We start from the raw sequence: 20604 nt of genomic DNA, 5'->3' as shown, positions 1-20604 counted from the left end.
CCGCCCCGGCTGGTTGGCGGGACGTGCAGAAATCAGGAACCGGTCCAGGGCTTCCAGAGGTCCTCATGGGCCTCCAGCCACTCGGCCGCCGCGTCCTCCGGTTCCATCTCGTCGATGTCGACCAGCTTGGCCATCTCGGCGATCTGCGGGTTTGTGAAGCTGATCTGGGTCAGCGTCTCATAGGCTGCGGGCCACTTGTCCTTCATGCCGTCCCAGGCGGCCTTCTTCAGATAGCCGTTCGCCGGGTTGCCGCAGTCGTAGGTGGCGTCGGGGTTCGGGCCGACGGACGGGTCCTTGTCACAGCCGTCTTCCCAGGCCGGAAACTCGACAAACTCGCCCGGCCAAACGGCCTCGGCAAAGTTCGGGGTCCAGTTGAAGATCACCACCGGCCGCTTGGTTTTCTCCGCCGCGGCCACTTCGGCCCAGAGCGCCGATGCCGAGCCAGCATTCACCACGGTGAAGTTCATGTCCAGCGCCTCAACCCGCTCTGCGTCATGCTTGAGCCAGTCGACGGGGCCGCCCAGAAAGCGGCCCTTGTCGCCGGTCTCGGGCGTGGCAAAGATGGCGGCGCAGCCGTTGAGCGCTTTCCAGTCCGGCAGGCCGGGGCAGGCCTCCTTGGTCCAGGCCGGATACCACCAGTCCTCGCGGGTGACGGCGTTGTGGTCGCCAGCGTCATGCAGGCCGCCCTTGGCCAGCGCCTCGTTGAAGGATTTGCCAAAGGCGCCTTCCCAGACCTCCAGCTCCAGCGTGACGTCGCCCAGGCGCACCGATTCATAAACCGCCTGGCTGTCGGTCGAGACATATTCGACATTGTTGCCCATCGATTCGAAGATCTGGCCGACAACGTGGCTCATCACGATCTGGCTGGACCAGTTGTGGACCGGGATTATGATCGGGTCGGGGGAGTCCTCTGCCATCGCCATCTGGGCCGCCATGGCAATGGCCGCTGCGCTGGCCAATAGATATTGCCGGTATTTCATGTGTGTCTCCCTGTTGTCGCGGCCCGGGTCCTGATGGCCTGAGCCTTTTTCGGTCTGAAAGCCTGGCTTTCGGGGAGGGAGGCTAGGGCGCGGATGTGAACAGGTCAGCCCGGCGGGATGAACAGGCTGGCGTGTTTTGTTAAAATTTGTTAACCGGTGGGAAAGTTCTGTGAAGGGCACCGCAGTCATGGCGCATATTCTGATCATCGAGGACGAGCCGGTCACGCGGGCCACCCTCGCCAGCTATCTGGATGCGCAGGGATATGCTGTTTCGCAGGCAGAAACCGCTGCAGAGGCGGAGAAAATTCTTGAGGAGCAGGAGGTTGATCTGCTGCTGGTCGATATCAACCTGCCGGGCAAGGACGGGCTGCAGATCACACGCGAGCAGCGTGCCAAGTCCGAGATGGGGATCATTCTGGTAACCGGCCGCGATGATGAGATCGACCGGATTGTGGGACTAGAGCTTGGTGCGGACGATTACGTCTGCAAGCCGTTTAACCGGCGCGAATTGCTCGCGCGGCTCAAGAATCTGCTGCGGCGGACAGAGGATATCCGGCGTCTGTCCCGGCGCATCTACAAGTTCGGCAAGTTCCAATTCGATGTGGCGGCGCGGCATTTGCAGACCGCTGGGGGCGGCAGCATCCCGCTGACCCGGGCCGAGTTCGAAGTGCTGGATATGCTGGTCAGCCGGGCGGGCGAGGTCGCGTCGCGCGATGCCCTGATGAACCGGGTCACCCACCGGCAGTACGGCGGCAGCCCGCGCACGGTGGATGTTCTGATCCGGCGCCTGCGCGGCAAGCTGGAAGACGATCCGGCCAACCCGCGGCTGATCACGACCGTTCATGGCGAGGGCTATGTGTTCACGGCGCCTTTGGCCTGAGATCTTCGCAGCCGCGCAGGATAGCTTCCAAGGCATCCAAGACTTGCGGCGCCAGCCGGTTCAATGCGTCCAGCTGATCCTTGGCTCCGGACAGGTCGCCGTTTCCGGCCCGTGTCTCAAGGTCTGACAGAAGGGCTTCCAGCGACAGCTGGCCGAAGGCGCCGGCCGCCCCCTTGGCGCGGTGCGCGTCTTTCGCCAGGGCTGCCAGATCACGGGCTTCCAGCGCAGAGCGCATGCGGGCCAGGCTTTGTGGCAGTTCGCGTTCAAACAGCCGCGCAATGCTCAGCGCTTGCGCCGCGCCGAGGTCCTGAGTGTTTTCCTCCATTTGCTGCCGTAGGCTGGCAAAGCGGTCCACCTGGTCAGGGTCTGCGTGCCGTGCGGACAGATAGACCGCTCCTTCATGGCCGCGCATGACACTGTCCAGCGCTTTTGCCAGGCGTTCGGGTGACACTGGCTTGGCGACAAAGCCGTTCATTCCGGCCTGCAGATGGGTTTCGATCTGTTCCTCCTGAACATGGGCCGAAATGCCGATAACCGGCAGCTTGGCGAGCCGCGGATCGGGCGAAGCCCGCAAGCGGCGGGTGGCCTCGGTTCCGCTGATGCCGGGCAGGTTCACATCCATCAGCACAAGGTCAAACGGGAGGCCGGGCAACAGATCCAGCGCCTCCTCGGCGCTGCCAGCGCATTGGCAGCTGTGGCCCATACGCTCCAGATAGCTCCGGGCGACCATCTGGTTGATTTCATTGTCCTCTACCACCAGAACAGACAAGGAGCGGTCAGCCCGTGCGGCAGCGGCAGGCGGTTCCTCCGGTGCCAGGTCAGCCGGGTTGCCGGGGGGCAGTTCCAGGGCGAGAGTGAAAACGGAGCCCACGCCCTTGGTGCTTTCCAGCGACAGCCGGGCGCCGATGGCCTCGGCGAAATGCCTGCTGATCGCAAGCCCCAGACCGGTGCCGCCGAACTTGCGGGCCGTGTCAGTGTCTTCCTGTTCGAAGGCCTCGAACACCCTGCGCTTGGCCGCATCAGAGATGCCACGGCCGGTGTCGCTGACCTCAAAGGCCAGCCGGTGGTGCCCGCCGGTTTCCCCATTGGAACGGACACGCAGGATGACTTCGCCGTCATTGGTGAATTTCAGGGCGTTGGACAGGAGGTTGAACAGGATCTGGCGCAGCTTGGCAGCGTCACCTTGCACCACCCCGGGCAGATCTTCTGGCGCGTCGAGCCAGAGGTGGACGCCCTTGGCATTGGCGCCGGGCCGCAGCAGCACGACAATGTCAGTCACCAGTTCGCACAAGGAAAAGGTCGTGATCTCTGGCTTCAGCGCACCGCTTTCGATCTTGGAGTAGTCCAGGATGTCGTTCAGGATTTTCAAAAGGTTCTGGCCAGAGGTCAGCGCCGCCCGCAGCCGTTCCATCTGGCGGGGCGGCAGGCCGTCGTCCGACAGACTGCGCAGCATCCCCAGCACACCATTCATCGGTGTGCGGATTTCGTGACTCATCATGGCGAGGAATTCAGACTTTGCCTGGTCAGCGGCTTCGGCCTTCCGGCGGGCCTCGTCATGGGCTTCGACCTCTTCCTGCAAACGCTCGGTCTGCTCATTCACCAGGGTTTGCAGGTTGTTGCGGTGTTCCCTGAGCTCCTGCTCGTTGCGGTCGCGCACCCGTTCCAGTTCCAGCTTTTCGATGGCCTGCTGGCGGAAGACCTCGACGGCGCCTTCCATGCGGGCAATTTCATCCTGCCCGAGGGGCCGCACCGGATGGTCCAGCTGGCCGCGCATCAGCGCCGCCATGGTGCCGGCAAGCCTGTTGAGGCGGCGGGTGATGCTGCCGCGCACATAAAACCACAGCACCGCCAGCGACAGCACAAAGCCGGCGGCAGCGGCAAAGCCGTTGCGCAGCTGCGCCCGCCGCACCTCCAACGCGGCGGCGCTGCCCGAACGGATTGCCCGCGCCTGCGCCTGATCGGCGACGGCAGCGGCTTCGTCGCCAAGGCGCAACGCAGTATTCTGAAGCTCCTGCTTGAGCGCAGTAATGCGGTGCTCGGTGGCGAGAATCCGGTCCCGCAGCACGAAAAGCCCTGTTTGACTGTCTGAAACACTTTGCAGCTGCGCGGCATGGCCTTCGGCCTGCTGGCGGCGGCCCGGGTCGCGAATGGCCTTGATCCGGCGCGAGACGATCCGCAGGCGGCTGGTCAGCGAAGCCTCAATCTCACCCAGCTCGGTTTCGCTGCCAGCGTCTTCGATCCGGTTGATCAGCAGCCCGATTTCCGCAGTTTGCGACCGCAGCTCGAACATCAGGCCCAGCTGGAACAGGTCGACTTCGATCAGCTTGTCCAGGGTGTCGGTGCGGGCTTGCTCCTCTATCGGAGACGCGCCGGGCCCGTAGAGGCTGGAGATCACCGCTGTGGTGCCCATCTCTGCATTGGCGACCAGGGTATCGGCCATGCTGAGCAAGTCGTTCGCAGCCGTCAGGTTACGTTCTGCCAGCAGCTTGAACTCCTCGCGCAGCGAGATGCGGGACTCAACAAGGTTGTTCAACAGGGGCAGCACCCGGGCGGCATCATCGACTGTCGCCCGCAGCCGTCCCGAGCCCGGCCCCCCGGCCTGCGCCAGCGCGTCGAGCCGCCGGGTCAGGGCCTCCACCTGACCCGCCAGGAAGCGGGCGCGGTTCTCCCGTTCAGCCTGAGAGCTGACAGCGGCCAGCTCAGGTGCAATAGCGATGATGCGGGTGCTTTCTTCGGCCATGCCGCGCACCTCGGCAATGGCGGGAATGGTCTGGCTGATCACATCTGCCTGGCGGTGTGCCAGCGTCCTCAGCTCGACCAGGCCCAGGATGCCCGCAAGGGTTGGCAGGCCCGCAATGACGATGAATGCGAGGCTCAATTTACCGCCGAGGCCGAGCTTTCTGAACATCCCCGGACTTTCGCGCGCATTCGCCTCCGGTGCAATTTTGAATTTCCCTTTTACCTCCCGCTGCCTATCGTCGTCGGCAGGAAGGGGGTTTCATGCACGCAGTCTGGTTGTTTGTCCTTGCAGCGTTTTGCGCACCGGCGGCTGCGGAAACCTGGCGCCTGCAGGTGCCCCGGACGCCGTTCGATTATGACAGCGGCTACGATGGCGCGGACTACCGCCCGCTGGACAAGGCCTCTCATGCCTGGCGGCTGTGTGTCGCCTATCCGCACTTGAAGGATGCCTACTGGCTGAGCGTCAATTACGGGATGGTGGCCGAAGCGGACCGGCTGGGCGTCTCTTTCCAGCTGGTCGAGGCCGGCGGGTATCCCAACTTGCAGCGTCAGATCCGTCAGGCGGAGGACTGTGTGGCAGCCGGTGCGGATGCGCTGATCCTTGGCACGGTGTCCTTCGGCGGGCTCACCGGCGCGGTAAAGCGGATTTCGCAGACGGTTCCGGTAATTGCGGCGGTGAATGATATCGCCGATGCCGGGGTCACCGCCAAGGTGGGGGTGTCCTGGTCCGAGATGGGGGCCGTGGCAGGACGGGTCATCGCTGCACGCCACCCCAAGGGCACCGCGCCCGTGAAAGTGGCCTGGTTCCCGGGCCCGGAGCAAGCGGGCTGGGTGAAATTTGTGGAACAGGGCTTTCGCGCGGCGCTGGAGGACAGCTCTGCGGTGGTTGCTGTGACGAAATACGGCGACACCGGCCGGGAAATTCAGGTGCGTCTGGTTGAGGAGGCGCTGGATGAGGCCCAGGATCTCGATTACATCGCCGGTTCTGCACCGGCAGCCGAAGCAGCCGTCTCAGTCCTGCGCGCACGCGGGATGCAGGGCAGGGTGCAGGTGGTTTCGGATTACATGACCCATGCGGTCTATCGCGGGGTTATACGCGGCCGCATCATTGCAGCGCCGACAGATCTTCCAGTGCTGCAGGGGCGGCTGGCGATCGAAATGGCGGTGCGGGCCATCGAGGGAAAGCTGCATATCAAACATGCAGGCCCCAAGATCCAGATATTCGATCAGAACAGCCTCAGCTCCGGCGTCCTGGAGCAATCCCTGGCGCCGGCAAGTTTTGTGCCGGTGTTCGATTTTCAGCCGCACCAGTGACGTGCCCTTTGGCGGCCAAGCGGCTGGCTGGGCTGTTTTGTTGACCGAAGGCGCGCGATCCAGCATCCTTGCCCAACGCGTGCGGGCCGCCAAGCTGCGGCCGGAAGCCCATCCGCAGCGGTCATGACAGTGAGGCCTGACCCATGCCCAAGGCACAGCAAAAGGGATATGTTCTGGACACACACCGGCTGTGCGATCCGGCGCAGACGCTGGCATCCGTCAGGCCGCATCTTGCTGAGATGGGCATCACCCGCATTGCCAACCTGACAGGCCTGGACCGGGTCGGGTTGCCCACCGTGATGGTGACGCGGCCCAATTCCCGCTCTGTTGCCGTGGCGCTGGGCAAGGGGCTGACGCTGGAGGCGGCGCAGGCCTCTGGTGTGATGGAGGCGGTCGAGACCTGGCACGCCGAACGGATCACGCGGCCGCTGCGGGCGGCCAGTTATGCGGACCTGCGGCAAGAGGTTCTGGTCGCCGATGTTGAGCGCCTGCCGCAAGTCACAGGCGGCAGTTTCAATCCCCATGGCCGGATGCTGTGGGTGGAGGGGGTGGATCTGGTCTCAGGGCAGCCGCACTGGCTGCCGCTTGAAATGGTCGACACAGACTATACCGCGCGGCCTTGCGGCGGGCAGGGGGCCTTTCCGCGCACGACCAACGGGCTCGCCTCAGGCAACAGCCTGGCAGAGGCCACGTGCCACGCCATCTGCGAACTGATCGAACGGGATGCGATCTCCCTGTGGCACCACGCGTCGCCAGGCCCGCGGATCGATCCCGCGGCAATTGCGGACCCGCGCTGCCGCGAAGCGCTGGAGCGGTTTGAGGCGGCAGGTTTGCGGGCGGGGATCTGGAACATCACCTCTGACATCGGCGTGGCCGCGTTTCATTGCATGATCTGCGAGGACGGCGCCCGGCCCGGGCACATCGGGATCGGCAGCGGCTGCCATCCGGACCGGGGCATTGCCCTGCTGCGGGCGCTGACAGAGGCGGCACAGACCCGGCTGACCTATATCTCTGGCGCCCGCGACGACCTGGAGCCGGAGGAGTTCACGCCGCAGGCATCGGCCGGGCGCACGCAATATGTCCGCGGGCTGCTGGAGCGCTCGCCGGCAACCGCCCGCTTCGAGGATTGCCCGGATTATTCCTCGCCCTCCTTTGAGGAGGATTTGTCCTGGCTGTTGGGCAAGCTGGCGGGGGCCGGCATGGGCCAGGCCTTGGCGGTCGACCTGTCGCGTCCGGGTCTGGGGGTTGCTGTGGTGCGTGCGGTGATCCCGGGGCTGGAGGCGCCGCATGACGATCCGGATTACATCCCCGGTCCGCGGGCACACGCGGCCGGAGAGGCCCTGCCATGACAGCGGTTGTGTTTGCCGGCCCGACCATCCGGGCAGAAGAGGTGCAGGCCTATTTCGAGGCAACGGTTCTGCCCCCGGCGGGTCAGGGCGACATCTACAGGGCCGCCCGGCAGGGCGCCAAGGCCATCGGGCTGATTGACGGATACTTTCAAGGTGTGCCCTCCGTCTGGCACAAGGAAATCCTGTGGGCGCTGGAGCAGGGAATCGCGGTGTTCGGCAGTGCCAGCATGGGGGCGTTGCGGGCGGCTGAGCTGTCTGCTTTTGGAATGGTCGGCGCCGGCTGTATTTATGAAGCCTACGCGTCTGGCGCGCTGATCGACGACGATGAGGTCGCGGTGCTGCACAGCCCGGCAGAGCTGGGGTTTGCACCGCTAAGTGAGCCGATGGTGTCGATCCGGGCCACGGTTGCGCGGGCGCAAGGCGAGGCGGTTCTGGAGGCGGATCAGGCGGCTGCAGTGCTGAACGCCGCCAAGGCGCGGTTTTATCAGCATAGGGTCTGGGAATTGATCCTGGCGGATTTCCAGGCTGCGCCCTGGTGCGAGGGCTTCAGGACTTGGCTCAAATCCGGGCGGGTGGATGCCAAGCGGGACGATGCGCGGGAAATGCTGGCGGTGATGGCGGCTTATCTGAAGGGGGAGCGAGGTCCCGTGCCAGCGCCGCCTTTGAAAGTCGAGCGGACGCTTGCCTGGCAGACCCTGGTACGGCGTATCGAGGCGGAGGCGCATCTGTTGCAAGCGGAAGACCGGCGGGTCCTGGATGAGCTGAGGCTGGACCCGGACCACTATGAGGGGGTCCGCACCCGCGCCATGCTGCGCCATCTGAGCTTGCAGGAAGCCGGCAAGAGCGGCCGCACGGTGAAACGTGCAGCGCTTGCGGGGCAGATGTCGGCGCATCGCAAGGCGCTGGGCCTGTTCAGCAGCAGCAGCCTGCGCAAATGGCTGGATGACAACGGGCTGTCCGCGGCTGACTATGAGGGCTGGCTGGGTGAAACGGCCCTTGCCGGGACCGTGGCAGGCAGTTTGAACGGCCAGCTCGCCCCGCATCTGCTGGCCGAACTGCGCCAGGCGGGTGTGTATACGCGTTTGAAATCGCGGGCTGCGTCAAAGGAGCGGTATCTGGCGGCGCAGGAGCAGCCGGCCAAGCCGGTGACAGAGCAGGAACGGCTGCCGCTGACGTTATGGTACTTTGAAGAGCTGCTGCAGCGGGACGTCCCGGATAGGCTGGATGACTATCTGGAGGCCATTGGCTGCCGCAGCCGGGACGAATTCTATGAGCTTATCCGGCGCGAGTTCATGTATCATCAAGGGCGCAAAACACGGCTGGCACCAGAAGGCCGGAACTAGGCAGGGCAAGCGGCGAGGCCTCCGCAGACCGGGAGGACCGTATGGACGACCCTTATGATGTGGCGCAGGAAGCGCCGGGGACGCGATTTCTGCTGTTTCCGCAATCCCCGTTCCGGATGGCGGAACCGGCGCTGGAGCTGGTCGAGATTTCCGCGCCGCCCGGCTCATTGGGGCCAGGACCGTCGGGGCCGCGGATGTATGTGGTCAACCCGGCGGGCAAGACCATACCCTTTGGGGCAATCGTGCCGGGACCGTCCGGGCCAGGCATGTATCTGCCGCCTTGGCATGGTGAGGTTCAACCGCCGCCGGAACCGGATGAAGACGGCCACTTCCTCCATATCCTGCCGTCCGACCCCGGTTTCGAGGCGGTGCATCTGTTCGCCTCGGCCCATTTCACCCTGGATGTGTGGGAGGAATACTTCGGGCATCCCATTCTCTGGCATTTCGCCCGTGACTATGACCGGCTGGAGCTGTCGCTGCTGCCCAGCCTGGACAACGCCCATATCGGCTGGGGCTTTCTGGAAACCGGCGGCACCAGCGAACATGGCGGCGAGTACCGCGCCTACAGCCTGAATTTTGACGTTGTCGCGCATGAGGTCGGCCATGCCATCATCTACAGCGTTGTCGGAATGCCCGTGTCTGAGGATGTGCCGGGAGAATATTACGGCTTTCATGAATCGGCAGCGGATATGGTGGCGCTGATCGCCTCGCTGCATTTCGGCTCTGTGGTCGAAGAGCTGCTGGAAAGCACCAGCGGCAATCTTTACACCTTCAACCAGCTGAACCGGTTTGCCGAGCTTGCCGGAAATGCACAGATCCGGATGGCGGCCAATACCCGAACATTGCAGGAATTTGCGCGGGGCTGGAGCAGCGAGCATGCGCTGTCCGAGCCCCTGACCGGTGCAATGTTCGATATTCTGGTCGACATCTTCCACGAGCGGCTGCTGGTGCATGATCTGATCACGCCGGAAATGGAGGATCTGTCCGACCATCTGGAGGAAAGCCCCTATTACAGCGATGTGATGCAGGAGCTGTTTAATGCGCGCTATGCGCTTGATCCTGAAGGGTTCCGCGTCGCTCTTCTGGAGGCGCGCGATTTCCTGGGCGCCTATCTGGCGGCGGCCTGGAGCATGCTGGAGGCGGAAACCCTCACTTATGCGGCGGTGGGGGAGGCGCTGCTGGCGGTGGACCGCGAAACAACCGGAGGCGCCTTTGAATCAATTATCGCTGGCAACTTCAGAATGCGCGGAATTGGCTTGGTTGAGGCCGGGCCGCGGCTGGCCGAAGCGGATGAAGACAGCCACGCGCATTCGGTGCGGACGCGGGTGCCGGATGAATGATTGGCCCAATGGCTGTAAATTCCATCCTTTTTGTGCTAGTTTCACCCTCAGGGGGACTTTTCCGGAAAATTGAGTGGCGCCGATTGCGCCCGCGGCAATGCGAAAAGATCTTCTGGTGTTGTTTCCATAGCCACGGGAGTGTGCACGGTGGCCGAATCCTTACTGAGTTTTTCTGAAGTGCTGTTATTTGGACGTCTGGTCGAAGACATCAAAATAGTCCCCAAATTCGCCGGGGCTATCGTTGGCACGGTCAACAATGTGCAGAACCTGAGCGGCACGTCGGTCAACGGTGAAACGCTCGCGCCGGGTGACAAGATCCTGGTGATGGCGCAGAACAACAAGGGGCAAAACGGCCTCTATCAAGTTGGGGATGGCGACAATAACCCCTGGGAAAATCAGCAGCAGTTCCCGAAGGGAACCATAGTCGAGATTGCCCACGGACCCCGCCAGGGACTGTGGAGGCAGGTTGGCAATTACGACGCGGGACAGCAGGAGTTTACCCGGGCCGGAAAACGGCAGCAAAGAAGCCGGGGCCGAAACAACCTGCTGGCTGATCAGCTGAGTGATGATGCAAGACTCGCGCGTATCTACGGGTTCGCCTACGAAGGCACGTATTTTGAACTGCCGGAACCCGTAATCTTCCTGGTGCATGGCGATGGTGAAAGTGCGACAAATACCAACAAGCCTGCGGATCAGGCTGCCCGTGCCCCTTTGGATCCTTCCCTGACCGGGGTTGCCTCAGCGGAGTACCAGATCGCAAACGACATCCGGGTCTGGGATTATGACAAGGCCGACTATTCGATCCGCATGGACGTGATGACCGGTATGCTGGAACAGGTGCTGCTGGATGTCTACTTTGGCGGGGGCGGCCCGGATATCAGCGGTGCAAAGGTGAGCGGTGCCAAGGTCAGCGGGGCCAAGGTGAGCGGCGCCAAAGTCAGCGGGGCAAAAGTCAGCGGTGCCAAGGTCAGCGGTGCCAAGGCCCGCGGGTCAGGCGACTGACCCCGTTTTCCGTTGAGCGGGTGATGCAGACGAGCGCTGCGGAGTGCGCCTCGCCAGGGCGGCCGTAACCGGCTGTCAAGTAAACCTTGTCAGAACCCCGCCTTCTTCAACCCTTCAACAAAGTGCTGGGTGTCTTCTTCCAGCCGGTCGGGCTGCACCTTGGCCCAGCGGTCCAGCGAGAAATTCGGATGCGCCTCGCGGTGCCTGGCCGCCATATTGCGGGCTTGGTCCATGTCCCCCAGCTGCGCATAGCTGGCCGCAAGTATGCGCTGTCCCTCGGTCGGGTTGTTCATCTTCGTCAGCGTGTCGATCACCGCATCATATTGCTTGAGATTGTAATAAGCGCCGCCCAGGTGCCACAGGTACTGGTCCGGAAAATAGGGGTTGAGCCGCATGGCCTGCTGCAGGTTTCCGATCGCGGCCTGATTGTCGCCGGAATGGGCCAGCGCATCGGCGTAATCCGACAGCAGGTCCGCATCATTGGGGTTCAGCGCCAGCGCGCGCCGGTAGGCGCCGATCGCTGCATCATGCTCCTTGCGGTACAGATGCACAAAGCCAAGCTCGCCAAATCCGCGGGCGTCGGTGGGATCCAGCTCCACCGCCCGCTGCGCAAATGACAGCGCCGTATCCAGCGCATGCTCGGCGTCCTTGGCCCAGGAATAGCGCCAATCGATATTCATGGTCCGGGAGATCGCGGCAGAGGCCCGGGCATAGTCCTGGTCGCGCGCCAGCGCACGCTCGTACAGGGTCTGCGCTTCGCGGTTGTCCTGTCTGGTATAGCGGAAGATATACTGCTGGCCGCGCAGGACATAGCCGTAAGCGGCCAGATCGGCAGGCGCCGTCTGTGCCATCCGCTTGCGCTCCTGGGCCTCAATCAGCACCGCTGTGGCGGCAACGATGGCGTCGGTCACCTCGTCCTGGATGGCGAAAATATCGTCGATGTTGCGGTCGTACCGTTCGCCCCAGATGGTACGCCCGGTTTCCGCGTCGATCAGCTCGACGGCAATCCGGACGCGGGCAGCGGCCCGCCGGACGCTGCCGCGGGCGACATAGCGCACCCCAAGCTCCCGTGCAGCCTCCTGCGGCGGCTTGGTGCTGGCTTTGAAGAAAAAGGAGGAATTGCGGGCAATGACGAAGAGGTTCTTGAACTTGGACAGGTTCAGGATGATGTCCTCTGTCAGCCCGTCGGCAAACCAGCTGTCGGACGGCTCTCCCCCCAGGCTGGTAAAGGGCAGCACGGCAACCGAAGGGATGCCGGGCGGCGGGCGGTGTGCGTGCAGTGCCTCCGGGCGGCGGGTTGCCGCCATTGTTGCGCCCGCAACCTCGCTGCGGACGCAATAGGCCGCGACCGGCTCGGCGATGTTCTTGAGCATCTGCGGACCGAGGAATTCAAACCCGAAGCGCAGCCGGTTGCGGATCTGCTCATAGACCGAGGCGCTGACGAAGACCCGGCCCGGCTCGGCGATTTCCTGCAGCCGTGCGGCAATATTCACATTATCGCCGTGGATGCCGCGGTCATCGACCAGGATTTCGCCCAGATGCACCCCGGCCCGGAACCGGAGATGCTGGTCTTCCGGCCGCGCTCGGTTGCTCTGTTCTGCTATGCGGTGCAGCTCAACGCCAAACTCGACGGCATTGGTGGCCGTCTCGAACAGCGCCAAAACGCCGTCGCCCCGGACAGCGACCACGCGCCCGTCATGCGCCTGACAGGCCGTTTCAAGCTGTTCCAGCAGGGATTTGAGGGCGCTGTAAGTGTCGATCTCATCATTGCCCATCAGCCGGGCATAGCCAACAACATCGGCAAACAGCACCGCACCAAGCTGGCGCCGGACCGTTGTTGTCTCATTGTGGCCGCTCACAAGCTGTCCTCCTCCTGTGAGTGCGGGCTGAGGCCGCCGGTGCCGCCCCTCATCCGTCTGGCGGGGCCGCCGGGCCGGGCGGCCAAGCCCAGCCGGCGGCTTCTGCGCCGCGGAAACTGACACGCGGGCTGGCACCGAGTTCCTGCGCCAGCGCTTCGCGGCTGGCGTCCCACTCCTCCCGCAGGAGGCCGACAGTGATCATGTCAAAAAACCGGCCTTCTGCAAACCATGCGGCCCGCATCCTGCCTTCGGTTGCAAAGCCGGCACGCGCTGTCATTTGCTCGCTGCGGGTGTTGTCGGCCCGATAGTACGATGTAACGCGATTTAGCCCGATCTGCCGGAAGGCAAAGTCCAGAAGCAGGGCCAGGGCACGAATTCCAACGCCCCGCCCGCGCCTGGATTCTTCGATGAACATGGCAGCCACCGCATCACGGTTCACCGCAGAGATGCTCTCCAAGCCGGTGATGCCGCACAGCTGACCGGAGTCCGTGGTGAGCGCAAACCAGCATTTGCTGGCATTTGGCTTTGTATCGCCGAAAAGCTCCCATGCCTGCTCAAGCCCCGCCGCGTTGAGCGGCACGCGGGTGGAGCGGTCGAAACGGGCCATGTCGGCAATGTTTTGAAGCCAGCCTGCGGCTGTGGCGAGGTCCTCTGTTTCCAGCGGCCTGAGCTGAAAACCTGCTGAATTCCGGTTCGGCATCCGCCGCCCCCTTTCGCTTTGCAACACATGCCTCTCCGGGTGCCAACCCTGGCCGGAAAAGGCGCAGCTGCTGATTTATACCACACTTCCGCGCTGGCTTGGGGGATGATGGAAGCCGCGGCACAAGGGCGGCCTTCCGGACGTGCGGCGGAGCGGCCCGGCAGCTAGCAGGCCTTTACCCCAGTTGGGGCGGGTGAAGAAAAACGGTTACAGCCGTCTTTTGGGGTTGCGCCTGTGCGATGCTATGGATAAACCCCGCCGCAGTGGACCGATAGCTCAGCTGGATAGAGTACTTGACTACGAATCAAGGGGTCGGGGGTTCGAATCCTCCTCGGTCCGCCACTTCCTTCTTGTTGAATGCCAAGCAAAACTGACCTTTCTGTCAGATTGCTAACCCAATTCCCGTGTTCGGCTCGCGTGGTCTGTTACGTTTGATCTGACTTCCTTCCGGAAAATCAGGGCTGATTTGCAGGTTCAGTCGGCGAAGCCGCCTGTTCCTGCTGATCTGCCACGTGGCGAACGCGGGAGGGGGCGAGGCAATGCTATTCGACAGGGTTGGTGCGGCCCGCAGGCGCAGCCGAGGACACGGCCCTGTCTAATAGGATTGCCCGAGGGGGAGGGCGGCGCCCTCACCCTGACGGCCAGGGGCGTTTGGCTTGTCCAAATCCCGCTGGCCCAACAAAAAAAGGCGGCAGGTTCATCCTGCCACTGTTTCAGCCGTTCTTCAGAAATGCAGCGAAAGCTACCGAAGAGCCCGAAGGCACTGATGCTGCAAGATGTGTTAATGGCGGCTTTTGAGCAGCACTCAAGCTTGGCGTGATGGCAGGCCCGGATCAGTCTCCAAGATAGCCGGTCGCCTTGAGAAGGTTCTCCACCAGTCCGCAAGAGCCGAATGAGTCTCCAATGCGCTCGCACCTTCTGCCGCTTGCACAAAATAAGCGACCATCGGTGCCAGATGACAATCCGCCAGAGTAATGGCTTCACCATCAAGAACGTAGCCTTCCGATGCCAAAGCATTAATGGCACCCAAAACTGGAAGCGATGCCTTCAGGCCGTCTGCTATCTCGATTTCGTCACTGGTTTCACCGACTGATGGGCGAAAAACCCGGTGAGCAAACACTTGCCGCACCATCGGCCGATAGCCGTAACTATCAATAATCGAAACAACTTGAGCGACCCGCGCTAAAGCCTTCTCTTCTGTCGGAAGCAGGCAGGGACTATCGAATGCAGCCTCGATATAGCGACAGATTGCAGCCGTCTCATAGACGTCAAAGTTGCCGTGGCTAAGGACCGGGACGCGGCCAAACGGATGCCGCCTCAGATAGTTTTTGGGAACCATGGTCTGGAACGGATCGATTTCTTCCGTTTCATAGGGGACATCCTTCTCGTGTAATACCACGCGCACGATGCGATTATAAACGCTGTATTTGTAGCCTCGGAGAATGATTGGGGTCGCCATGCTCAAAACAGTAGCCGCACGGTGTGTCAATTAAAAGAGCCGTGCAGCACTCGGAAGATTGGTTTCCGATTAGCCGACACTCAACCCACGAGATTGAATGGCAGTTCAGTCCGCTCCCTGCCAGTCCAAACCCAACCAGGTAAACGGCCCCTGTTTCAACCTCAGTCATTCACGCTCCGCGCGGCGAACTTGCGGCATGGCCCAATTTTCCGCAGCATTTGGCCCACAGAGAGGGTGTGCTGTTCTGGTTCCGCCCAGATGGCGATGCGATCGACCTCCGACAACGGGATCGGCAAAAATGATACTCTTCCGAAGCGAAGCAACTGAGCAGTCAATGGGCGATTAAGTTTCGCCCACTTCGGGTAGTAGTCGCCGCACCTTTGCTCGCTGTGAAGAGTTCATTGCCGTTCGATCAAGGGCCCGACGCAAAACGTTCATCTGGTTCGCTGCGAGGTCCATGTAAACATCTGAGGCGAAGTCGAAAAGGGCGGCAAAGCTATTGATCCGACTGAGTGCGTCCTCAAGAGAGAGCGCTCCAACAGCCCCTCGATTATTGTTGAGCCATCTAAGCATTTCCAAGGTCCGTTCCACGTTCCCCTGGTGCATGATCTGCCGGAACAAAGCGCCGCGCACCTTCGGGGGCACCTCGGCTTCCAGAACTAGACGAGTGCGCGACGCTGGCCAATCACCTTTGACGATACGGAGAGCGATACGCTCGGCCTCATCTGCTGTGCAATTAAAGTCGACTGTCTCAATGAAGCGCAACCCGTCCAAAGCATCACTGAGGCAATCCAGCGTTTCCTCGATCGCGCTTGGATGGATGGCTCTGTGGCTGTTGATCTGCTTGGCTCGATTTACGAATTGGTCGAGAAGAACAACCCGGTTTTTGTGTTTCTTGCGTTTCGCCTCATTGATCAAGGGTTTTTTCAAGGGTTTCGCGTTTATCCAATGCGCATCCAACGCAGCGTTAGGCTGCAGTTGCCCGATCAAGTCACCAACTGCATCCCCATATTTTGCTAAGTAGTCATCCATGATCAATGAATGAGCAATTTCACCGATTTCACATTGAAGGTCCCCCAGGAGGCGGAACAGTTCTTTAAAGAATTCTAAGTTCGCCTTAACGGCAAAAGGCGCCAATCTTACGAGAACACGCTGTGTGTAACGTTCATCGAGCGGTTTATCCGAAGGATAGTCCGTGACCAAGGGAGAGAGCAGTATATGCTTCAGCAATTGATCGTCGAGAATCTGTTTTCGTTTCCCATCACCGAGGGGAGAAAACTGGGCCTCGAATGTCTCAACAAAGTCCGAGATCATATCGACGCGCATAGACCGGATCTTCCTGCGCATCAGGCGCGTTCGAAGCTTACGCTCACCTTTCTGAAATTTTGCGCGTTGCTCGGCTGAAAGGTACGCAGCATGATAGTCAGCCCCCTTGTCCGTCAAGTAGTCGATCCGCTGTCCTGAGAGGTCAATTCCCGTCAGATCGACGTTCATGAGAATCCTTTCGGCGGGGATTCCCGAGGTCGTGGCCGCTTTGTTCGCGAGTTCCTTCAGGTCGCGGCTCTCAGAGGTTAGAACCTCCGCGACGGCTTCAAGAGCTTTGATCAAGGATTGGGATTGTCGCATCGCAAATCGTCATTTCCGCATAGGGATCATTAAGGAGTTGGCCGACGGCCAGCCCTTCTGCCAGAAGCGCTTCACGAAGAACGCCTCGGGCAATCTGTAAACGCTCTCGGTGACCCGGTTTTCCGAACAACCGCCCCTCTTTGTCTTCGTCCTTCAGTTTGATCTCATGGATGTCGATGTCTTCGCGCAGGCATCGCACCTCTATGCGGGAGGTGGGTGTCATTTCATTTGCCTCCTCGCGCAAGCGTCGTTCCTCGTCTCGTATGTCGATCAACGTCAAGCGGGGCTCCGTTTGTACGTCAAAAACTGGACCGTTGAGGCAGCCCCCCAGTTCTTCACCATTTACGCTCCATGCGTCGTGGCCATCCCGGGAGCGAGTGAACTGCTCGTTGTAGAAGCTCTTGGAGTGCATGTAAGTGGTCGAATGCTCGGAACTCGCGCTTACATCGGCTTCGGCGTCAGCCGCGAGGGAGGGCTTCCGCGAAAGGCTAAGCTTGGAGCGGACACTTGCGGAGGCTTTCTTCTGCTTCTTTCGCGCAACTTCTTGGGGGCCCAGGGGCTTTTGACGGCGAACGCTGGAGCGATCCACTGAAAAACCATCTAGCGGACGGACGAACACGATTTCACACTGTCTGACCCCGACCTTGAAGGTTACGGCAGTCTCCTTTCCACCTCCGAGGCGTTCGATATTGAAGCTGACATCCGCGTGCAACGTAAAGCGGCGCGGGTTCTCAACGGAGCGTTGAAACCAAGCATCAACAACGACCAGGCGCCTCAAGCTCCTATGCGTGTTGTCCGTGAACTCAGTCGATCGGCTTTGGAAATTGGCCAAATTGATACCCTTGAATGTGCCCGGTTGAATGGTAACTGAATCATGGTTGCGTGCAAGAGAGTTGGCTAGCAGCTACTCGCTTCAACCATGTGCAGAGTTCGCTTACTACGTTTAGCTACCGCACCTCGATTAGCAGGATATGCTAGCGAACAACATCACACTTCTAGATTGAATTTACTCTGATAGGCAGTAGCTCACTGATATGTTTCAAAACCCGATTGTAATACTGATATTGACCTCCGGGATCGCCTTGCTGTTATTCGGCTGCAAGAAATCAAGGTTCTTCGCGCCGAGCTTTGAGAAACGCTCCATCATGAACAAACCTGAGAGGTTTGTCTTCAATACCCTGAGAAGACAGTTTCCGGCGCGCTGGCACATCATGACACAAGTTTCCTATGGCGCATTTCTGCGGAACAAAAGCAGGAACAGATACATGTCAATCAACTCAAAGCGAGCGGACTTCGTAGTTTTGAACCCGTCTCTCCAAGTCGCCGCGGTATTCGAGTACCAGGGCAATGGGCATTTTGGTTCAACCAATCAGAGCGCGCGACGGGCTGAAAACAGTGACCGGATAAAACGGGAGGCCTGTTCAGAAGCTGGCATCTACCTTGTCGAGCTTCCCCCCTTTGTTGAAGTGGAAGGGCTCAGAGCTGTTGTCCAAAATATCGTAAACCCGCAGCCAGAGGAACCTGCCCAGGCCGGCGAATGAAAATGGCTGCCTATCAGATCTCGCAGTGGGTCAGAATTGCTTGGCGCTTGGGGTGGAAATGCCTGACGGATGCAGGCGATATGCCCCAGAAAATCGTCTACATCGAGTCAGATTTGTCTGACGTTTGACACTTCTTGTCGGGCGACACATAGTTTTGCCATTTGCGGCAGACCCTTTCCTTTTTCGTGTCTCCAATATCCCCGCTCGCGCCTCCTGTTCCGCCAATGGCGAAGCTTTCCCAGATTTTGACTTCGAAAGACCTCGTGTCTTTCGGAGGGCAAAGCAGGGTGGTCCCAGCCCGGACTGCGGCCGGACGGTGATCTGACACCCGCGAAATGACAGGATGCGCCGGAGCGGTGAAATTGGGAGGGGCCCGCGCCTGGCGCGGGAGGAACCGGATTTCTCCATGGAGGCTGACGCGCGAGCTACATCAGAACCCGTGTTCAGAGTGCCGGCCGGATGGCAGGCGGACCAATCAAACAGAAAATGCCGGGGCAGGGAGGAGCGGGCGCAGCCCGTCGATGCCCTGTCCCGACTCCTGGGATATGCAATCCGCGCGCCCCGCGCGGATTTCTACTGTCTCTTACAGAAGGCGCAGTTGCCCCGGCCAGACAGTCAAGTCCTGCTCCAGCAAAAGGGATCGTTCCTTATCAACGGTCCCGTTATTAAGGGGCAGAATGCCCTCAGCAGGAGCCATTACCGCTCCATGAGGCAATTTACAGGTCGCGGACCTACCGGACTTCCGTCATTTTGTTGCGAACGGCCGGTTCTGCTAAGGGAAGTTGATTTCAGGTGCAGTGACCTGACTTATCAGGCCACCCTTGTTCACCGCGCTATAGATAGACTTGGGTGGGCGGGCGGCTCCATCTACGCAGCGGCACACCCAGTTCCTTGCTTCCATTGATTTCAATGACTGCGACAACGCCCGGTCTGTTATCGTTGGCAGGTTTCGCTTGATGCCGCTGAAATGGCTCGGTGTGTGGAGCGATGTCAGAACCGGCAAAGTCCATGACCGGCGCAGTAGGGGCCTGTCTTCCTCTGCAGAAACACCGTGGATCCTATTGGCGATGGCCGCGGCCGCCCCCCCCAGCTGTGTGAGCCGGAATTCCGGGCGCAGCGGATGACCGTGGCCAGGGTTTCGTTCAATCAGGCCCAATTCGATCAAATGGTCCATACTTTGCGCAAAGGCGGTCCTGCTTGCGCCGGTCGCAGCCAGTAGCGGAGCTTGCCGCCCTGCGATACCTGAATGCAGGCTCGACAGTATGGGCATTGCCCAAGCCCTTGAAGTGATGTTGACAAGCAATTCAATGTCCATAAAGTATAGTTAGTATATTTTTATTCATAGGGAAAGCACATGTCACTTGTTTCTGTAGACCACACCATCACCATCGCAATGCCGGTCAAGGATCGCCATGCGAGCGCGAAGTGGTACGAGGCCATGTTGGGATTTGAACTGCTCTACCATGCTGATGATGCGGGCTGGTCCGAGCTTCAGACGAACACCCCCGGTGTCGCCATTGGCCTTGGCGAACACACCAAGCCCGCGCCCGGCAATTGCGTACCAGTCTTCGGAGTCTCGGATTTGGATTCTGCTCGGCAGAAACTGGAACAGGCCAAGGTCAGATTTGATGGCGAAACGGATGTCGTCGAGGGCATGGTCAAGACCGCAACATTCTACGACCCCGACGGCAACGCCCTGATGCTTGCTGAGGATTTGACCGGAGGAGCTGGGTAACGCTTAGGTTTCTTATCGTCTCTGGAGCGTGCGCGCTCCAGTCGCAAAGTGGTTTTCCAATAGCTGCCGGTTAAAACCTTAGCAGCATCGGTTAAACCGGGCTCGAAGCCCGGTTTCGCCGCGCGCTGCATGAATGTCTGCTTCATACGAAGGTAAATCTATGAGTCGCTAAAGGTAACTTTGCTGCTTCGGATGAAAATATTTCCCTTTAAAATCAATCAGTCAAGTTCCCTAAAAGGGAGACACTATGTGTCGCCCGACACTTCTTGTCGGGCGACACATAGTTTTGCCACTTGCGGCAGACCCTTTCCTTTTTCGTGTCTCCAAAATCCTCGCTCGCGCCTCCTGTTCCGCCAGTGGCGAAGCCTTCCCTGATTTTCACTTCGGAAGACCTCGTGTCTTCCGGACTGCGGCCGGACGGTGATCTGACACCCGCGAAATGATAGGATGCGCCGTAGCGGTGAAATTGGGAGGGGCCCGCGCCTGGTGCGGGAGGAACCGGGTTTCTCCGTGGAGGCTGACGCGCAAGCCACATCAGAACCCGTGTTCAGTGTGCCGGCCGGATGGCAGGCGGACCAATCAAACGGAAAATGCCGGGGCAGGGGGGAGCGGGCGCAGCCCGTTGATGCCCTGCCGCGACTCCTGGGATATGCAATCCGCGCGCCCCGCGCGGATTTCTACTGTCTCTTGTTGAAGGCGCAACTGGCCCAAAATCTCTGACGACGGACGCTGATAAA

16 protein-coding genes and 1 tRNA gene are annotated in these 20604 nt (G+C 60.7%); 9 read left to right on the top strand and 8 right to left on the bottom strand.

Annotation, left to right across the window (positions count from 1 at the left end):
- Nucleotides 1-32 precede the first annotated feature (32 nt).
- Nucleotides 33-980 (bottom strand): ABC transporter substrate-binding protein, encoded by a 948-nt coding sequence (locus PHA8399_RS01820; RefSeq protein ID WP_058284511.1) that lies wholly within the window; start codon nt 978-980, stop codon nt 33-35.
- Between the two features lie 187 nt (nt 981-1167).
- On the opposite strand from PHA8399_RS01820, the gene PHA8399_RS01815 reads away from it, so the two are divergent.
- Nucleotides 1168-1860: a response regulator gene (locus tag PHA8399_RS01815; RefSeq protein ID WP_058284518.1), complete on the top strand. Its 693-nt coding sequence runs from the start codon at nt 1168-1170 to the stop codon at nt 1858-1860.
- On the opposite strand, the gene PHA8399_RS01810 is transcribed toward PHA8399_RS01815, so the two are convergent.
- Nucleotides 1841-4768, bottom strand: coding sequence for a response regulator (locus PHA8399_RS01810; RefSeq protein WP_058284510.1), 2928 nt, complete (start codon nt 4766-4768; stop codon nt 1841-1843). The two genes, PHA8399_RS01815 and PHA8399_RS01810, sit on opposite strands and share 20 nt — an antisense overlap.
- Nucleotides 4769-4860: 92 nt before the next feature.
- On the opposite strand from PHA8399_RS01810, the gene torT reads away from it, so the two are divergent.
- From torT to PHA8399_RS01785, 5 genes are all read left to right on the top strand, one after another.
- On the top strand, nt 4861-5913 hold the full coding sequence (torT, locus tag PHA8399_RS01805) for a TMAO reductase system periplasmic protein TorT (RefSeq protein ID WP_058284509.1): 1053 nt from the start codon (nt 4861-4863) through the stop codon (nt 5911-5913).
- Nucleotides 5914-6056: 143 nt separating this feature from the next.
- Nucleotides 6057-7262, top strand: a complete 1206-nt coding sequence (locus tag PHA8399_RS01800; RefSeq protein ID WP_058284508.1) for a YcaO-like family protein — start codon at nt 6057-6059, stop codon at nt 7260-7262.
- A complete protein-coding gene (locus PHA8399_RS01795; protein WP_058284507.1) occupies nt 7259-8605 on the top strand; it encodes a TfuA-like protein in 1347 nt (448 codons plus the stop codon). The genes PHA8399_RS01800 and PHA8399_RS01795 overlap by 4 nt, the downstream gene beginning before the upstream one ends.
- A 41-nt stretch (nt 8606-8646) precedes the next feature.
- Nucleotides 8647-9945: a gluzincin family metallopeptidase gene (locus PHA8399_RS01790; RefSeq protein ID WP_058284506.1), complete on the top strand. Its 1299-nt coding sequence runs from the start codon at nt 8647-8649 to the stop codon at nt 9943-9945.
- Between the two features lie 147 nt (nt 9946-10092).
- Entirely contained in the window at nt 10093-10947 is an 855-nt protein-coding gene (locus PHA8399_RS01785) for a pentapeptide repeat-containing protein (RefSeq protein ID WP_058284517.1), read from the top strand.
- An 89-nt stretch (nt 10948-11036) separates the two neighbouring features.
- Here the strand turns inward: PHA8399_RS01785 and PHA8399_RS01780 are convergent, their stop codons facing one another.
- On the bottom strand, nt 11037-12806 hold the full coding sequence (locus PHA8399_RS01780; protein WP_058284505.1) for an adenylate/guanylate cyclase domain-containing protein: 1770 nt from the start codon (nt 12804-12806) through the stop codon (nt 11037-11039).
- A 49-nt stretch (nt 12807-12855) separates the two neighbouring features.
- Nucleotides 12856-13506 carry a GNAT family N-acetyltransferase gene (locus tag PHA8399_RS01775; RefSeq protein ID WP_058284504.1) on the bottom strand — a complete coding sequence of 217 codons (651 nt, stop codon included), beginning with the start codon at nt 13504-13506 and terminating at the stop codon, nt 12856-12858.
- Nucleotides 13507-13771: 265 nt separating this feature from the next.
- On the opposite strand from PHA8399_RS01775, the gene PHA8399_RS01770 reads away from it, so the two are divergent.
- Nucleotides 13772-13848: transfer RNA gene (locus PHA8399_RS01770), tRNA-Arg, on the top strand.
- A gap of 463 nt (nt 13849-14311) precedes the next feature.
- Here the strand turns inward: PHA8399_RS01770 and PHA8399_RS21770 are convergent.
- From PHA8399_RS21770 to PHA8399_RS01755, 3 genes are all read right to left on the bottom strand, one after another.
- A complete protein-coding gene (locus PHA8399_RS21770) occupies nt 14312-14965 on the bottom strand; it encodes a glutathione S-transferase family protein (protein WP_082649422.1) in 654 nt (217 codons plus the stop codon).
- A gap of 342 nt (nt 14966-15307) precedes the next feature.
- Entirely contained in the window at nt 15308-16573 is a 1266-nt protein-coding gene (locus PHA8399_RS01760; RefSeq protein ID WP_058284502.1) for a hypothetical protein, read from the bottom strand.
- Nucleotides 16557-17423 carry a hypothetical protein gene (locus PHA8399_RS01755; protein ID WP_058284501.1) on the bottom strand — a complete coding sequence of 289 codons (867 nt, stop codon included), beginning with the start codon at nt 17421-17423 and terminating at the stop codon, nt 16557-16559. Before PHA8399_RS01755 ends, PHA8399_RS01760 begins: the two co-directional genes overlap by 17 nt.
- Nucleotides 17424-17736: 313 nt before the next feature.
- Here PHA8399_RS01755 and PHA8399_RS01750 point away from each other — a divergent pair, with 313 nt between their 5' ends.
- Entirely contained in the window at nt 17737-18132 is a 396-nt protein-coding gene (locus PHA8399_RS01750; RefSeq protein WP_058284500.1) for a DUF2726 domain-containing protein, read from the top strand.
- 772 nt (nt 18133-18904) lie between these two features.
- On the opposite strand, the gene PHA8399_RS21765 is transcribed toward PHA8399_RS01750, so the two are convergent.
- Nucleotides 18905-19447 carry a winged helix-turn-helix transcriptional regulator gene (locus PHA8399_RS21765; protein WP_082649420.1) on the bottom strand — a complete coding sequence of 181 codons (543 nt, stop codon included), beginning with the start codon at nt 19445-19447 and terminating at the stop codon, nt 18905-18907.
- A 39-nt stretch (nt 19448-19486) separates the two neighbouring features.
- Here PHA8399_RS21765 and PHA8399_RS01745 point away from each other — a divergent pair, with 39 nt between their 5' ends.
- A complete protein-coding gene (locus PHA8399_RS01745; RefSeq protein ID WP_058284499.1) occupies nt 19487-19867 on the top strand; it encodes a VOC family protein in 381 nt (126 codons plus the stop codon).
- Nucleotides 19868-20604: the final 737 nt, after the last annotated feature.

Origin of the sequence: Leisingera aquaemixtae (assembly GCF_001458395.1) — a bacterium.
Classification (GTDB): domain Bacteria; phylum Pseudomonadota; class Alphaproteobacteria; order Rhodobacterales; family Rhodobacteraceae; genus Leisingera; species Leisingera aquaemixtae.
This window is presented reverse-complemented; position numbering and strand designations above follow the sequence as displayed.

Excerpts from the sequence above, each read along its gene's own strand:
- torT (WP_058284509.1), top strand. The coding sequence starts at position 4,861 with ATGCACGCAGTCTGGTTGTTTGTCCTTGCAGCGTTTTGCGCACCGGCG.
- PHA8399_RS01775 (WP_058284504.1), bottom strand. The coding sequence starts at position 13,506 with ATGCCGAACCGGAATTCAGCAGGTTTTCAGCTCAGGCCGCTGGAAACA.
- PHA8399_RS21765 (WP_082649420.1), bottom strand. The coding sequence starts at position 19,447 with ATGGACATTGAATTGCTTGTCAACATCACTTCAAGGGCTTGGGCAATG.
- PHA8399_RS01790 (WP_058284506.1), top strand. The coding sequence starts at position 8,647 with ATGGACGACCCTTATGATGTGGCGCAGGAAGCGCCGGGGACGCGATTT.
- PHA8399_RS21770 (WP_082649422.1), bottom strand. The coding sequence starts at position 14,965 with ATGGCGACCCCAATCATTCTCCGAGGCTACAAATACAGCGTTTATAAT.
- PHA8399_RS01810 (WP_058284510.1), bottom strand. The coding sequence starts at position 4,768 with ATGTTCAGAAAGCTCGGCCTCGGCGGTAAATTGAGCCTCGCATTCATC.
- PHA8399_RS01820 (WP_058284511.1), bottom strand. The coding sequence starts at position 980 with ATGAAATACCGGCAATATCTATTGGCCAGCGCAGCGGCCATTGCCATG.
- PHA8399_RS01815 (WP_058284518.1), top strand. The coding sequence starts at position 1,168 with ATGGCGCATATTCTGATCATCGAGGACGAGCCGGTCACGCGGGCCACC.
- PHA8399_RS01750 (WP_058284500.1), top strand. The coding sequence starts at position 17,737 with ATGAACAAACCTGAGAGGTTTGTCTTCAATACCCTGAGAAGACAGTTT.
- PHA8399_RS01795 (WP_058284507.1), top strand. The coding sequence starts at position 7,259 with ATGACAGCGGTTGTGTTTGCCGGCCCGACCATCCGGGCAGAAGAGGTG.
- PHA8399_RS01800 (WP_058284508.1), top strand. The coding sequence starts at position 6,057 with ATGCCCAAGGCACAGCAAAAGGGATATGTTCTGGACACACACCGGCTG.
- PHA8399_RS01745 (WP_058284499.1), top strand. The coding sequence starts at position 19,487 with ATGTCACTTGTTTCTGTAGACCACACCATCACCATCGCAATGCCGGTC.